General features: G+C 62.9%; 13 protein-coding genes and 1 pseudogene. 4 read left to right on the top strand and 10 right to left on the bottom strand.

Annotated features, from left to right (window positions below; genetic code table 11):
• Positions 1-229: pseudogene (locus GOEFS_RS23665) on the bottom strand (hypothetical protein); the annotation flags it as partial.
• A gap of 71 nt (positions 230-300) precedes the next feature.
• Positions 301-1,503, bottom strand: coding sequence for an alpha/beta hydrolase (locus tag GOEFS_RS14845; RefSeq protein ID WP_007318748.1), 1,203 nt, complete (start codon positions 1,501-1,503; stop codon positions 301-303).
• 79 nt (positions 1,504-1,582) lie between these two features.
• On the opposite strand from GOEFS_RS14845, the gene GOEFS_RS14840 reads away from it, so the two are divergent.
• The 3 genes from GOEFS_RS14840 to GOEFS_RS14830 all read left to right on the top strand — a co-directional run bounded on the left by GOEFS_RS14840 (position 1,583) and on the right by GOEFS_RS14830 (position 4,017).
• The gene (locus GOEFS_RS14840) at positions 1,583-2,734 is read left to right on the top strand and encodes a pyridoxal phosphate-dependent aminotransferase (protein WP_040525215.1); all 1,152 of its coding nucleotides are present in this window, start codon (positions 1,583-1,585) and stop codon (positions 2,732-2,734) included.
• Between the two features lie 66 nt (positions 2,735-2,800).
• Complete coding sequence (locus tag GOEFS_RS14835) at positions 2,801-3,430, top strand: alpha-ketoglutarate-dependent dioxygenase AlkB (RefSeq protein ID WP_040525228.1); 630 nt, start codon at positions 2,801-2,803, stop codon at positions 3,428-3,430.
• Positions 3,431-3,519: 89 nt separating this feature from the next.
• Positions 3,520-4,017, top strand: coding sequence for a hypothetical protein (locus GOEFS_RS14830; protein WP_007318745.1), 498 nt, complete (start codon positions 3,520-3,522; stop codon positions 4,015-4,017).
• A 349-nt stretch (positions 4,018-4,366) separates the two neighbouring features.
• Here the strand turns inward: GOEFS_RS14830 and GOEFS_RS14825 are convergent, their stop codons facing one another.
• From GOEFS_RS14825 to GOEFS_RS14800, 6 genes are all read right to left on the bottom strand, one after another.
• Positions 4,367-5,233: an oxidoreductase gene (locus GOEFS_RS14825; RefSeq protein ID WP_007318744.1), complete on the bottom strand. Its 867-nt coding sequence runs from the start codon at positions 5,231-5,233 to the stop codon at positions 4,367-4,369.
• Positions 5,234-5,263: 30 nt separating this feature from the next.
• The gene (locus GOEFS_RS14820; RefSeq protein ID WP_007318743.1) at positions 5,264-6,394 is read right to left on the bottom strand and encodes an acyl-CoA dehydrogenase family protein; all 1,131 of its coding nucleotides are present in this window, start codon (positions 6,392-6,394) and stop codon (positions 5,264-5,266) included.
• A 4-nt stretch (positions 6,395-6,398) separates the two neighbouring features.
• Positions 6,399-7,631 carry an acyl-CoA dehydrogenase family protein gene (locus GOEFS_RS14815; protein WP_007318742.1) on the bottom strand — a complete coding sequence of 411 codons (1,233 nt, stop codon included), beginning with the start codon at positions 7,629-7,631 and terminating at the stop codon, positions 6,399-6,401.
• A gap of 114 nt (positions 7,632-7,745) precedes the next feature.
• A complete protein-coding gene (locus GOEFS_RS14810; protein WP_007318741.1) occupies positions 7,746-9,437 on the bottom strand; it encodes an adenylate/guanylate cyclase domain-containing protein in 1,692 nt (563 codons plus the stop codon).
• Between the two features lie 159 nt (positions 9,438-9,596).
• Positions 9,597-10,148: a YceI family protein gene (locus GOEFS_RS14805; protein ID WP_007318740.1), complete on the bottom strand. Its 552-nt coding sequence runs from the start codon at positions 10,146-10,148 to the stop codon at positions 9,597-9,599.
• A 115-nt stretch (positions 10,149-10,263) separates the two neighbouring features.
• Positions 10,264-10,872 carry an NUDIX hydrolase gene (locus tag GOEFS_RS14800; protein ID WP_007318739.1) on the bottom strand — a complete coding sequence of 203 codons (609 nt, stop codon included), beginning with the start codon at positions 10,870-10,872 and terminating at the stop codon, positions 10,264-10,266.
• Between the two features lie 132 nt (positions 10,873-11,004).
• Between GOEFS_RS14800 and GOEFS_RS14795 the strand changes: the two genes are divergently transcribed.
• Entirely contained in the window at positions 11,005-11,586 is a 582-nt protein-coding gene (locus GOEFS_RS14795) for a TetR/AcrR family transcriptional regulator (protein ID WP_040525226.1), read from the top strand.
• A gap of 59 nt (positions 11,587-11,645) precedes the next feature.
• Here the strand turns inward: GOEFS_RS14795 and GOEFS_RS14790 are convergent, their stop codons facing one another.
• Both GOEFS_RS14790 and GOEFS_RS22555 read right to left on the bottom strand, forming a co-directional pair.
• Entirely contained in the window at positions 11,646-11,990 is a 345-nt protein-coding gene (locus GOEFS_RS14790; RefSeq protein ID WP_007318737.1) for a nitroreductase/quinone reductase family protein, read from the bottom strand.
• Positions 11,991-12,097: 107 nt separating this feature from the next.
• Positions 12,098-14,155 (bottom strand): DUF222 domain-containing protein, encoded by a 2,058-nt coding sequence (locus GOEFS_RS22555; protein ID WP_007318736.1) that lies wholly within the window; start codon positions 14,153-14,155, stop codon positions 12,098-12,100.
• Between the last annotated feature and the right edge of the window lie 29 nt (positions 14,156-14,184).

Below are 14,184 nucleotides of genomic sequence, written 5' to 3'. Positions count from 1 at the left end.
AGAAGGACAGCTCAGCACTGCCCTCACAGTCGACTTTGGTCGCCTTCATATCCTGGGAATTGGTACCGCTGAGCTTCACGCAGCTACCCACCGCAGCATCCTCAGGTTTGGAAATCGAGTCCGAATCGCCGACCGAAATGTTTGCGCTGCAGCCCGCCATCAAAACCATCGCCGCGCCCGAGACAAGCGCTGCCGTAACACGTTTCACCACTGAACGAGAAGTCATCATGACGAAAGTCTGGCACGCGCGAATGCCCGCTGCGCCGGTTTTGACGGAGAAACAAGTCGGGCGGTCGACTATTAGCGAAGCTCACTGACCAGCGGATACGCCTTCGGATTATCCAACCGCGGTAGCGTTCGCCCCTTCAAGAAGCGGTCGAACAAATCACCTAGCAGGGCTCGTTGCGTCGCGATCGCTACACCGCGTGGCGCAGTCCCCAGACTCAAGCCGCCGGGAATAGCCAGGAAGGGAATGTCGGGAACAGACTGGGGTGTGGCGGCAGCCAGGTCAGTGAACGTCGCGTGCCCGGTGTCGGCGACCCGGTACACCTTGGACCAGCCGCCGCGAACCCGCGAGTTCGCGAGGTAGGGCAACCACCACTTGGCACGAGCTTCGGCGCTGTCCGCGTGCAGCGAACTCGCCAGATGCAGGACCGGACGCGCCGACGGGTGCTTGACGATCGGCGCCGCCGGTGTACCAACGCGCAGCGCGCCGTCGACGTTCACCGCGGCACCGGTCCGCGAATCGATCCGTGAGACTTCCGCTGCCACGGCTCCGCCCATCGAATGCCCGAATACGCCCAGCTTGGCGGGGTCGACTGCCTGTCCAAGACCAGTCGGCAGCGCACGGCGGTCGGCGTCGATCACCTGCCCGGCGCTCCAGCGTCGAGCCTGACCGAACAAATACCGGATGTCGGCGACTCGGGTGGCGACAGACGTGCGCTGCGTCGATTCGGAGTAACTGTCGGTGACCGACATACCCACGACGCGGCCGTCGGGGAAGACGGTCGCGGCGGCATCGCCGGTGTGATCGACCGCTACCACGACGTGACCGCGACTCGCCAGATCTTCGGTCAACGCCGTGTAGACAAATCGTGGAGTCAGGAAACCAGGCGAAAAGATCACTACCGGAAGCGATTTCGCGTTCCGTGCGACCGGGGCGTCGAGATAGCCGTTAGTACGCGCTCCGACGAGTCGCGTGACATCCAAGCCACCCCTTTTGGCGACTGCCGCCGCGTCCGCGGTCACATACGGCGCCCGCACGTGCCGGCCGACGTCGCCCGCGGGGTAGGTGATCGTCACCGGAAGTTCCCGACGTCCCGGACGCCACGGGTCGGCCCGACCGGCATCGACGAATCGCGCGACGTGCACGCCAACTTTGTATTGACCGCTCGGAGCCGGAATTGGCGAAACCGCGGCATGAGCCACGGCCCGAGTCCCGATCGTCGGCGCGACGACAAACGCCGTCACCGAGACGACCAGTACCGACAGAACGGACGACATTCTCCACATGGACTGAAGACATTAGCGCAGGCTAACCTGATTTACTATTCGAATGTGTCGAAGACGGTACGGTGATCCGGTGACTGTCGAGCGCTTGAGACCCTTCAGAGAGACGATATTCGCCGAAATGTCGGCGCTGGCACTGAAACACGACGCGATTAACCTCGGCCAGGGCTTCCCCGACGCCGACGGACCGGCCAGCATGCTCGAAGCCGCACAACACGCCATCGCCACCGGTCACAATCAGTATCCGCCGGGAATCGGCGTGCCCGCATTGCGTAACGCTGTTGCCGCGCACCAAAAGCGGCTATACGGCCTCGATTACCACCCCGACACCGAAGTGCTGATCACCGTCGGAGCCACCGAAGCCATCGCCGGGGCCGTCGTCGGCCTCGTCGAGCCAGGCGACGAAGTAGTTCTCATCGAGCCCTATTACGACGCCTACGCGGCAACCGTCGCAATGGCCGGGGCGGTCCGACGCACTGTCGCCATGATTCCCGACGGCGACGGGTTCCGCATCGACCATGCCGGGCTCGCCGACGCCTTCGGCCCGAAAACCGCTGCGATCATTATCAATTCGCCACACAATCCGACCGGCACGGTATTCTCCCCGGCGGATCTGCGAGCCATCGCCGACCTGTGCATACGGCACGATGTCATCGCGATCGCCGACGAAGTATACGAGCACCTCTTGTTCGACGGCCGGACGCATACGTCGATCGCGAGCCTGCCCGGGATGCGCGAGCGCACTGTCCGAATCTCCAGCGCCGCAAAGACTTTCAACTGCACAGGCTGGAAGGTCGGCTGGTTGTCGGGTCCAGCCGAGCTAGTCAACGGCGCGCGGGCAGCCAAGCAGTTCATGTCATTCGTCGGGAGCGGACCATTCCAACCGGCCGTCGCGCACGCGCTCGACAATGAGATGGACTGGGTACGCGAATCTGCCACCTCGCTGCAGCGTAAGCGAGATCTACTCAGCAACGCCCTCGCCGACGCGGGTTTTGCCGTACACCGCAGTGAGGCAACATATTTCGTGTGCGGCGACCCGCGTCCACTCGGCTACGACGACGCAGCCACGCTGTGCCGAGAACTCCCCGAACGCATTGGTGTGGCTGCCGTGCCGGTCAGCGCCTTCGTCGACGACCCCAGACCGTGGAAACACCTGGTGCGCTTCGCATTCGCAAAAGACGATGCGTCACTGGCCGAAGGAGCACGCCGGTTGTCACGGTTGTAACCGGCGGCGCGAATTGGTCGCTTCAGCCTTCGAATATTCGTTCGAATACCTGCTATGCTGGCTGGTATGTCCACCGGCCTCCAAGGTTCGCTCTTCGATCAGCCTGCCGAGACACCCGCACTGAGCCCACTGAGTCGTCGAGGTACTCGCCGAGAACTGTCCGACGGCGCATGGGTCGATCTGCATCCGCATTGGTTGCGCGGTTCGGACATCCTCTTCGAGAAGTTGCGGACTAGCGTTCCGTGGCGCGCTGAGCGACGGCAGATGTACGACCGCGTGGTCGACGTGCCGCGCCTGGTCAGCAATTACGACGACACCATGCCGCTGCCCGATCCCGTACTCCCCCTCGCGCGCACGGCATTGAGCGATCATTATCGGCCCGAGCTTCCGCAGGGATTCGCTACCGCAGGCATGTGCTTCTATCGCGATGGCAACGACAGTGTCGCGTGGCATGGCGACAAGATCGGCCACAGTGCTACCCGAGACACATTGATTGCCATCGTGTCGGTCGGTACGGCTCGTCCGCTACTTCTGCGGCCGGCCGATGGTGGCCGGTCAATACGGTTCACCCTGGGCCCCGGGGACCTGCTGGTTATGGGTGGATCGTGTCAGCGAACCTGGGAGCACGCGGTACCCAAATCACCCGGCGCCGGCCCGCGGATCAGCGTTCAGTTCCGTGAACTGGGCGTTTGGTAACAAACGAGCCATCTGGCCGAATCGGAAAGCCCTGTCCCAGCGTGGTTTAATCATTTCGTTATAAACGCCGATGCCTGGGAAGTATTTGTATGAAGCACAAAGTCGTAACCGCCACACTCGCCGCCGCTACCGCCCTCACGGTGTGCGCGACTCCTGCACACGCGGTGGGATCGAGCGATATCTTCGGCAGTGCGGGCAGTTCCGACTTCGGTTCGTCATCGGGTAAGCAGCAGCATTACGGCAAGCTGGGTCGCGCCGATGCACCGAACGGGGTGCGCTCGATCAACGTGTGGGTCTTGCCCGGGTCCGGCGTGAAAGCCGACGACAGCGGGGTCTACCCCAAGAATTCGCAGATCGGCGTCAAGTGGAATTCGGTCATTCAAACCGGCGAAGAGGTCGGCGGCAATGAGTGCAAGATGACCGTGAAACTCACCGGCCCCAAGGTGACCGCGAAGAACGGAACCATGAAGTCGAGGTTCTGCACGTCGCGCAAACTGTTCAAGTTGAAAGCGGCGGGCGATTACTCGATCACCGTCACTGACGCCGTGTCTGGTGCGTCCAACGCGATCAAGTTCACGCTGCGGTAGCGCGACGGCACCCACCGAACCAACTACCGATGGTCGAGTGCTGACGAGCGAGCCTGCGAGATCGTCAGTGTATCGAGACCCCCGCCGGCCGAGATACCAACTCAGCCAACGCTTTACGAATACCTACAGCCAACGATCAGACGTGGCGAACGTCAGAACATCGACTCGCCAGGGTCTCGATACACGCGCGTCTCGCTCCGCTCGGCGAGCGCACTCGACCATCGGTTGGGGCGCGTCTCGCTCCGCTCGGCGAGCGCACCTACCCAACCAGCCAATTACCGGTGGTCGAGTGCCCGGCGAGGCGCCAGCCGAGCCGGGTGTATCGAGACCCCGCAAGCAACACTCTTGGCTACGCCACCGACACTCCGGTCAGCTTCGCCGACAGATCCCACAGCCCATTTCTGGTGCCTTGGTTATTCGCCCGCCGGTTGTACTTCGACACCGCGGGCGGTCCGACCATGATCCGTTTGGGACCGTAGAACACACCCGACGACGCGTCGGGCGCAGTGGCGGCGAACAGCGTGGGCAATGCGCCCGCAGCCGCGGATTGCGCGAACGGTGTCTTGTTGCCGATGGCCATGAAGTAGTCCATGAACGACTCGGTATGCCCCTGCAGACCGGTATCGGCATAGCCGGGATGCGCGATCATCGAGCCGACCGACGACCCGCTCGCCTCGAGCCGCTTCGCGAGTTCCTTGCCAAACATCAGGTTGGCCATCTTGGAATCGCCGTAGGCGGTCCAGCGACGGTAGCGTCGCTTCTCCCAGTTGAGATCCTCGAGGTTGATACGACCCGCCTGGTGCATGAACGACGACAGTGTCACCACCCGATCGGTCACCTTGTCCAACAGCAACCCGGTGAGCGCGAAATGACCCAAATGGTTTGTGCCCATTTGCATTTCGAATCCGTCAGCCGTCCGACGCTCGGGGACCGCCATGACGCCGGCGTTGTTGATCAGCACGTCGGCGCGTTCGACGCGGCTAGCGAAATCGCGGACCGATGACAGATCGGAGAGGTCAAGTTTTTCCACCTGCGCGCGCTCGCCCAGCTCGTCCGCGAGCGCCTGTGCGGTAGTGAGATTGCGACAAGCCATAACGACCGTCGCGCCGGCCGCGATCAGAGCCCGCGTAGTCTGCTCCCCCAGTCCGCTGTTGGCCCCGGTGACCACGAAGGTCCGGCCGCTTTGGTCAGGAATGTCGGCAGTTGACCAACCCATCGGTTTCTCCTTATGAAGTCTCGCCAGGGATTACACCGACGGCCGAGTCAGCCCGGTGTACCGATGTAAATGGTAGTCGGTAGAACCGAACTCGTACTGCACAGCGGTGAGCCGCTTGAAATAGTGCCCGACGGCCAGCTCCTCGGTCATCCCCATCCCACCGTGCAATTGGACAGCGTTCTGCCCGACGAAACGCGCCGCCCGCCCGACGGTCACCTTCGCCGCCGACACCGCCCGAGCCCGATCATCGGCCCCCGAGGATAGCTTGAGTACAGCCAAAAGCACTGCGGCGGAAGCCTGTTCGACTTCGAGCAGCATATCGACCATCCGGTGCTGCAACGCCTGGAACTCACCCAAGGCCCTACCGAACTGCTGCCGCTGCTTACAGTAGGCGACGGTGTCGTCGAGCACCTTGCGCATCGCACCGACTGCTTCCGCGCTGACCGCTGCCGCACCGTCATCGAAGGCCGCCGACAGCAATTCGTCGACGTCGGTGGCAGTTAGTAGCGCGGACGCTGGCAACCTCAGACCGTCGAAGACCAGGTCGGCCGCCATCCGATCATCGACCGTCCGCATGGCGTGTGCCGTGATCCCCGGCGGCGGGGTATCGATGCTGAACTCGGTGACGAACAGCGCCGTGCCCGCATCGGTGCGAGCGCTGATCAACAGATGCGTCGCCAGCGGTGCGCTGGGGACCACGATCTTGTTGCCCCGCAACACCCATTCGTCGCCGTCGCGCTCGGCGGTCGTCGCAATCTCGGCACTGTCTCCCGAGTCCTGTTCGACGGCGGCCAGTGCGACGATGGCCTCGCCGGCGGCGATCTTCGCCAGCAGTTCGATTGCACTGTCGGTGCCGATGCGACCGAGCAAGCCACCGGCGACGACGACGGTATCCACATAGGGTTCGACCACCAAGCCATGTCCCAGCGCTTCGGCGATGACCATCAATTCGGTTGAGCCACCGCCCATCCCGCCGGCGCTCTCTGGAATAGTCGCGCCCAGAATGCCCAGTTCGTCGGCGAAGGCACGCCAGATGTCGGGCTGCCAACCGGCTCCCGTTTTCACCGCTGCGCGGCTGGCCTCGAGGTCGTATCGGGTGGCGAGGAATTTGGCCAAGCCATCGCGCAGTAGTTGCTGTTCCGCGGTAAGTGTGAAATCCATTGTGTTACAGCCCCAATGCTGCTTTGGCGAGGATATTTCGCTGAATCTCGTTGCTACCGGCGTAGATTGAGCCGGCGCGGTCGTTGAAGTATCGCAACGGCGCGACCGCCTGCCACGGTTCGCCGCTCACGTAGCCGTCGTCGGGCGGGGTGTATTCGCTGATCGGGCCACCCGGGACAGCCGCATGCGGCTGGTAGGCACGACCGCGCGCTCCCGCGGCCTGCATCGCGAGTTCGGTAATAGTCTGGCTCAGCTCGGTCGCGAGAATCTTGCCCATCGACGACGCCGGGCCGGGATTCTTACCGGCTGCGACAGCCGCGAGGACCCGGTATTCGAAGATCTCCAGTACCTGAGTTCGGATACGCGCGTCGGCCAGCTTGTGCGCGAATAGCGGCGAGTCGATGAGCGTGCCACCCCCGACTCCGGGCTGGCTCGCCGCTGCGGTGGCAACGTTCTCCAGCATCACCTGCAAGGCGGGAGCGGCAGCGCCGCCGCCTCGTTCGAATTCGAGTAGATATTTCGCAACCGTCCACCCGTCGTCGATCTGGCCGAGCACTCCGCTCTTCGGCACCCGAACGGCATCGAAGAAGACTTGGTTTTGCACCTGCTCACCCGATGTCATCACGAGCGGCCGAATCTCGATGCCCGGCAACGTCATATCGATCAGCACGAAGGTGATGCCCTGCTGTTTGCGTTCCTTGCGTGAGGTACGGACCAGCGCGAACATCCAGTTGGCCTCACCCGCGTGAGTGGTCCAGATCTTGCTGCCGGTCACCACCAGGTGATCGCCGTCGTCGACGGCCGCCATCGACAGAGCCGCAAGGTCCGATCCGGCTTCCGGCTCGGAGTATCCCTGGCAGAAGAAGACCTCGCCGGTCAGGATGCGCGGCAGAAAGTAGTCTTTCTGCTCTTCTGTTCCAAATGCCATGATCGCGTGCGAGACCATCCGAATTCCCATGGGGGACAACGCCGGAGCTCCGGCGAGCGTCAGTTCCCGGGAGAAGATGTAGTGCTGGGTGAGGCTCCAGTCGCAGCCGCCGTAGCGGACCGGCCACGCCGGCGCGTCCCAGCCGCGCTCATGCAAGATCGCCTGCCACGCCATACTCGCCTCATGGTCGGAGTAGACACTGGTCATCAACCGACCGGCCCGACGCAGGTCGGGCGTCAGATGATCGTCGAGAAATGCCCGTACCTCGTCGCGAAACTCGAGATCGGCCGCTGACCACTCCAGATCCATCTGGCACCCTTCACGGAATTGAGAAGCCGTTCGACAATTCTGATAACGGCCGTTATCGGATAATGCTGATCCGGACGGCTATTTGTCAAGCTGGCTACACACTCAAAACCACACTCAATGAACACTGCGGCGAACAATCGCCTGATACGGCGCCCGGACGAGGTCACCGATGATGCTGCGCTGCGCGGTTCCACGAACGCGCGGCATGTCGTCGGGCGCGAAAAGCTCGGTAGCCTCTGATCGTCCGCGCAGTACCCGGGTGGACAATAACGACCACCCGGCGCCGCCGGGACCCGCGGCCGAGATCGCGGTGCCACTCGCCAAAACCGGAACGCCTTCACGTTTCGCGGCGTCGGACAGCCGCGCGGACTCGTTAACCGGGTCTCCGATCACGGTGTACTCATAACGCGTCTCCGCACCGATATTCCCCGCGAAAACGGTTCCGTACGAGACGCCGATTCCCCACCTGATCGCCAGCGATCGCGACAACTGGGCAGCGAGGTCGCGCGATGCGCGTAGCGCGGCGTCGGCTGGTGAATCGAGGGCGACCGGCGCACCGAAGATCGCCAGGGCGGCGTCGCCTTCGAACTTGTTGATGAATCCGCCGTGGCGGCCGACGACGTCGGCGACGATAGTGAAAAATCTGTTGAGCACCGCCGCGATGGCGACCGGGTCATGTTGTGCGGCAAGGCGGGTGGAGCTGGTGATATCGACAAACAGTACGCCGACAACGGTTTTCGTTCCCCGCGCGGCGCTGCTACCTTCCAGCGCCTGAGCCGCAACGGTATCGCCGACGTGACGGGCGAATAGTTCGCGAACCCGCTCCCGCTCTTCCAGCCCGTCGACCATCGAATTGAACCCGTGCTGCAGGACGCCCAGTTCGGACATGTCGTATACCGCGACGCGCGTCGACAGGTCACCGTCGTCGACTCGTTCCACCGCTTTGCGTAGGTCGATAAGCGGATCAGCGATCGCCGAGCCGACCAGCAGAATGACGCGGATACCGGCGGCCAGACTGACCAACGCCAGAACCAAGGTGGCCCAGTCGATTAGGCCGGCGACCGGAGGCAACCAGCCGACTCCGCGACCGACGTTGATCATCAGCAGCCCCAGCATCGGCACCGCTGAGCTAACCACCCAAACGACGATCATGCGCTTGGTCACGCTGTGGACCACGTGACCGATCGGGCTGTCCCGCAACGCTATTACCGCGAGCGGCCGCGACGCCCGCTCGATGAACACATAGGTGATACACGCACTGGAAATCGCGGCGAGGAAAAATCCACCCGCGACCGTGAGGAATTGGATCGACGTCGGATGATGATTCCAGATGGCGTAGACGAGTAGCGCTGATCCCCAGGCGGCAAATGTCGCGTACACCTGGTGATAGGGAATGGCGATCACCGCGCGACGTCGAGCACGGTCAGCCGGCTCGCCGCTGATAAACCAGTTCAATTGCGGCCGGAACAGAACGACCGCCAAGACGGTATTGAGAACGACGCTGACCACCAGCGCAACCGCGACCATGGTGATGCTGGGCAGCCCATTCCCCGACCACGACAATTTGCCGCCGTTGAGCGAGAGCAACACCATCACCATCGTCTCGACGCCGATGACCGCGTTTCCGCCAATCGACGCGATACCGGCAACCCAGGCCGCATGCCGCGCAAGGCGCGCACGTTCGGCGAGGGTGAGCTTGGACCACTGCCGCTGATCGAAGTCGAGAACTCCGCCCATCACGAGCAACTTCCTGGCCCGTGCGCCCGCATCAACAACCGCGGCGCGTACGACAGGCGACTGACGCATGCGTATCTCCTCCGTGGCCGTTCCGCGGTCATCGATCGGCGGTACGCGATCTTCCGATTACCCTACCGGCGAAAGCACGCTGACCGGGTCAGCACTCGTTGTGCTGACCCGGTCAGTGTCATTCACCGCGAGAATTCGCGGTCAATAGCGGTCCGTGGGCTAGGCGGCCGGTTGTCCAGCCTCGATCTCCAAGGTGATGGTGATCTTGTCGCCGATAACCACGCCACCGCCCTCGAGCGGCATTTCGATGTCGATGCCGAAGTCTTTGCGGCTGATCACGGTGCTGGCTTCGAAGCCGGCGACGGGTCCGTGACCCATACCCGGATTGACACCGTTGAACTCCAGGTTCAGGGTGACCGGCTTGGTCACACCCTTAAGGGTGAAGTCACCTTCGAGGACGTAGTCGTCACCCTTCGGGGATACCGAAGTGGATACGAATGTCGCGGTCGGGTGGTTTTCGACGTCGAAGAAGTCGGCCGAACGGATGTGGGCGTCGCGCTGCTCGTTATTGGTCGAGATCGACGCGACCGAGATCTCGGCGCTTACCGACGGAGTGCCATCTTCGGCGATGATGATCGCCCCGGAGAAGTCCTCGAAGGTTCCGCGAACCTTGCTGACCATGAGGTGCTTGACGGAAAAGCCGACAGTCGAGTGGGTGGGATCAATGGTCCAGGTACCGACGGCCAGGGGCGAGGTGGTTGCTGCGGTCATTGCGAAACTCCTTGAGAAATTCGAGTGTGTGTCTGGGCGGGCGACGCTGTCTCACCCGACACTAGCCCAAACGGACCACGGTCCGTATGAATTCCCGATGAATTCACAACCATGCCTATTTCCACGCGAAAACCGGCTGCTCCAAGTCGTAGACACGCGTCTTCAAGCCAGCCAGCACCACCTGGGCAAACTGGTAGATCACCGCCGCAGTCGGGGCGTGGACCAGGGAATTCGCTATCGGAAGCTGAATGACCGGGCGATCGGATTCGGCGATTGAGATGAACCTCGGCGCAGCAGCGAGGTCGTTGAATGTGACAAAGAACACATTCTGAACTTCGTCGGGATTGGGCGTGATCTCCGGGTCGCCGTCGACCCAGCAAACTATCGGGGTCATCAAATATCCCGACCGGGTCTCGTAATCATCCAGCACACCGACCACCGCGTCGTCGCCCAGCGCGATGCCGAGTTCCTCATCGAGTTCTCGCAATGCCGCGCCGCGGGCCGTCTCACCCGGGTCGAGCCGACCGCCCGGCAACGCGAACTGCGCCGCGTGATTGCGCATCGACGCCGGGCGTTTGAGAACCCAGATCCCCGGCACACCCGCTCGATGGATAACCGTGATCGCCACGGCAGAAGCCCGCAACCGACCGTCGGAGTTGTCGATTTCCCGTCGAGACCACGTTGCCAGCCGATCTTCCGCCTCGCCGCGGGTGATGTGAGCCATGGCTCCGGTCTACCGGATCGGCTGTTGGGGCCGGCAGTCGACCTTGTAACCCGTGCCGTCAAGCACGGTTGTATCAAAGAGCTGTGTAAGAATGTCACTCCTATGAGTTCTTCACGTGCCGGCACCAAAGGTATGCCTCGCGGCGAGCGTGAGTCGCTCATCCTCGACGCCGCCTGTGCGGAGTTTGGTGAGGCAGGTTTCCTCCGGACGCAGTTGACGGCGATCGCCGAGCGGGCGGGTGTGTCGAAGGCGCTGGTGCTTACCTACTTCGGGTCCAAAGAGGGCCTCTACGCGGCATGCGCCGAGACCGTCGGCAAACGACTGCGGCAGGCAATAGCCGACGCGATGGCTCAGACTCATGCCGATACCACCGACATCGGAGCGGAAACGGTGTTGGCCGCCATCTTCGGCGCGCTAGCCGACCGGCCGACGGATTGGCATTTGGTATTCGACCGCAGCGTGCCCGAAGGTTCGGCCGCAACCGTCAAATTCACGCAGCAGCAAGAACTGCGTGGACAAGCGGCAGCCGGTGGAGTTCGCGGATTCCAGATCCTCGGACTCCGTGACGCCGACGATCTCTCGGCCGCCGCGTTGGTGTGGGAGTACTCGGTGACCGCACTCATCGAATGGTGGATTCGCAACCCCAGTCAGACCGCGCAACAGATGACCGCGCGGTCCGGACGAATTCTCGCGGCCTTGATCGGGTCGACGTAGGGCCGTGGCTTATTTGAGCGGCGCCTTATTCCGGCAACGGCTTGGTCGAGCGACAGCGCTCAGGCGTCGAAGGTGACCTTGACCCGTACGCCGCGCTTCTCATCACGCTGAGCCAGGGCGGTGCCGTTTCGCGCGGCGTCGCCGATAGTCACCGTGATGGGACCGGGATCGGGGTAGAAATTGCGCCACCAAGTCTTGCTGTCGGGCAGCATCACGCCGATGATCAGCGTGTCGTCGCCCTTCTTCTGGTAGTTGACCGGGGTGCTGAAGGTCTTGCCCGAGCGACGGCCGGTGTAGGAGATAACGGCCATCGATTTGGATAGCCGATCACCCACAACAGGTGCGTTCAGCAGTGGAGTGACCGCCTTGTTGAAGACTTTCGCGGCATTCTGGAAGAGACTCACGTGGTCGACGGTACTCGTGGTTGAAGACACACGTGGTCGAAGGCGCACAGGACTTATCAGCGTGTGCACTGTCTCGTGCGCCGGTGTCGGTACGGCTGAGCCGTTTGTCAGAACGGCGGCTCACCTATTGGTGGCGCGGCCGGTCGTGCCTTCCGAATGCGTTGGACCACAGACGGTTCCTTGGCCGTGCCGACTTCCCGCGCTCGACGGTTGCGCTCCCGCTCGACCTGGCGGCGGGCGTGCTTGTCTGCCGTACGAGTGCGTAATGCTGTCGACTTATTGGCCCGGGGCGATCGCGGTTTTCGACGGGCAGCGGCATCCGCCGTCGGGACGAACCGATAGCGCCGAAGACCCGGGAATAGGTCGATGCCCGGTCCCGCACGGCCTTCGATGACCACCCCCTGCGGCGTGATGAACACCGGCGTCGCATAGCCGTCGGGAGTTACGATCAGGTCGTCCACCCAATCACCGTGAGTCTTACGGTTATGTGCGAATCGATCTTTAGCTCCCAGATTCGACGGCTCGGTCTGCCCGCCAGACGAGGGCGAATCGTGGTTGTATTCGACCCAGTGGTCCAGATCGCACCTGAACGCTGAATGCGGATTGCCCGGGAATAGCGAATAGCAGTCCCGGATACGCACCCACGCGTCCAACGCCGACGACGGCTTGTACGGGTCGGCGGGCTGGGTGGCTGGCGCTAGATATGTGAAGTCTGCGCTGGAGTCGGATTTCGATGCCGGCGCTGATAGCCGATCGGGTTCGGTTGCGTCCGAGGGACTTTCGGCACCGGTCTGCCTGCCCTGCGATCCAGCATGTTCTGGCCCCTGTCCCACCGCCAAATCCAAAGTTGCTGCATCCAGAGGACCTTCGGGGTCTCCGTCCCGCCTCGCCAGGGACGCAACATGTTCCGCCCCCTGCCCCACCGATGGCTCGGGTGCGGGTGCATCCTCCGAAGAGCTTTCGGCGACAGCGTCCACATCATCGCCGCCGGCCGACGCGATCTCCTCGGACCGGCCCTCGTTGATATCGGCGAGCAGGTCAGCCAGCGTCCTCATCGATTCGGGGACCAACGGGCGAATCACCGTACTGACTTCGTTCACAAGGTCCCGCACGTGATCTCCTGAGATCACCCCATACCCCTCGAGGAATCCCGGATTGTTCGAGTCACCCGCGATGGTCGACGCGTCGGCGACCCCGAACATCACGACTTTGTTCCGCACCGGCACTAGACCGGTACCCGTGGTCAATTCGCCAACCGACGGAATAGTCGCGGTGCAGGCTTCGCCTGTGCCGCAGGCGCATTCGAACGGCACTCGATTCAGCAGCGCGAAGAAGGCATCCGAATTGCGTTGCGGCACAGTCCGAGAATCATTTGGGCACGCTGTCGCCGCCAGGTCCCGAACCGTCGTGATTGCCAACTGAGCGCGCTCGGCTGTCATCGTTGCACCTACGACCGCCATACCGTCACCTTGATTCGACGTCCAGGTCCGACGGTCACCTTTAGCAGCCTCGCGCCGAGCGCGCACGGCATCGGGCTGTTGCCGGAACACGATCCGATCGGCCAGATCGCGAGCCAGATGAATTGACCACGCCCCCGCTCCACGATCCAGTTCCGCGGCGATCGCCGCGTCAACCTCCGCCAGCGGATCTGACACCGGATCACCACCCTCGGGGTCCGCGGTAGCGTCCTCCGAGTCGATAACCAGATCCGTCCGCTCGACGATCTTGTCCGCGATATCCGGGCTGATTATTCCGTCCCGCAAACGCTCGGCGACTCGCGGCAGGCGGGTCATGAGATCGACGGCCCGCCCGAGTAGCCCTTCTGCTCGGGCCTGCCCAACTCCCAATACCGCCGCGAGCTGAGCGGCGCAGTCGCAGTACGCCTTTCGGGCGATCTTCTCGTCCTGCCAATCGCCCACGGACTGCTCTAACGGAGCAACCAACCTCGCATGCATCTGCGCGATCAGCCGATAGCGGTGGTAGGTCAGATATCCCTCACCGCGCCAATCATGGAGCACACCGGAGAGCAGATCCCCGATATCGTCAGACTGCGGATCCGTCAGCTCCAGGGCGTCATCGTCAACTCCCGGCCACGCCGACGGAGTAGCGAGCAGCCAGCGATTCTCGCTGGTCTTGCTACCGAAACGCCCCGCCGTCGGACTCATACCTGGAACATACAACCGACCCCTGACAA

The sequence above is a fragment of the Gordonia effusa NBRC 100432 genome (assembly GCF_000241305.1).
Classification (GTDB): Bacteria; Actinomycetota; Actinomycetes; order Mycobacteriales; family Mycobacteriaceae; genus Gordonia; species Gordonia effusa.
The sequence above is the reverse complement of the archived record's forward strand: the minus strand, read 5'-3'. Positions and strand labels throughout refer to the sequence as shown.

Coding starts and splice junctions, on each gene's coding strand:
- GOEFS_RS14845 (WP_007318748.1), bottom strand. CDS start 1,503: ATGTCGTCCGTTCTGTCGGTACTGGTCGTCTCGGTGACGGCGTTTGTC.
- GOEFS_RS14835 (WP_040525228.1), top strand. CDS start 2,801: ATGTCCACCGGCCTCCAAGGTTCGCTCTTCGATCAGCCTGCCGAGACA.
- GOEFS_RS14830 (WP_007318745.1), top strand. CDS start 3,520: ATGAAGCACAAAGTCGTAACCGCCACACTCGCCGCCGCTACCGCCCTC.
- GOEFS_RS14825 (WP_007318744.1), bottom strand. CDS start 5,233: ATGGGTTGGTCAACTGCCGACATTCCTGACCAAAGCGGCCGGACCTTC.
- GOEFS_RS14820 (WP_007318743.1), bottom strand. CDS start 6,394: ATGGATTTCACACTTACCGCGGAACAGCAACTACTGCGCGATGGCTTG.
- GOEFS_RS14815 (WP_007318742.1), bottom strand. CDS start 7,631: ATGGATCTGGAGTGGTCAGCGGCCGATCTCGAGTTTCGCGACGAGGTA.
- GOEFS_RS14810 (WP_007318741.1), bottom strand. CDS start 9,437: ATGCGTCAGTCGCCTGTCGTACGCGCCGCGGTTGTTGATGCGGGCGCA.
- GOEFS_RS14805 (WP_007318740.1), bottom strand. CDS start 10,148: ATGACCGCAGCAACCACCTCGCCCCTGGCCGTCGGTACCTGGACCATT.
- GOEFS_RS14800 (WP_007318739.1), bottom strand. CDS start 10,872: ATGGCTCACATCACCCGCGGCGAGGCGGAAGATCGGCTGGCAACGTGG.
- GOEFS_RS14795 (WP_040525226.1), top strand. CDS start 11,005: ATGCCTCGCGGCGAGCGTGAGTCGCTCATCCTCGACGCCGCCTGTGCG.
- GOEFS_RS22555 (WP_007318736.1), bottom strand. CDS start 14,155: ATGAGTCCGACGGCGGGGCGTTTCGGTAGCAAGACCAGCGAGAATCGC.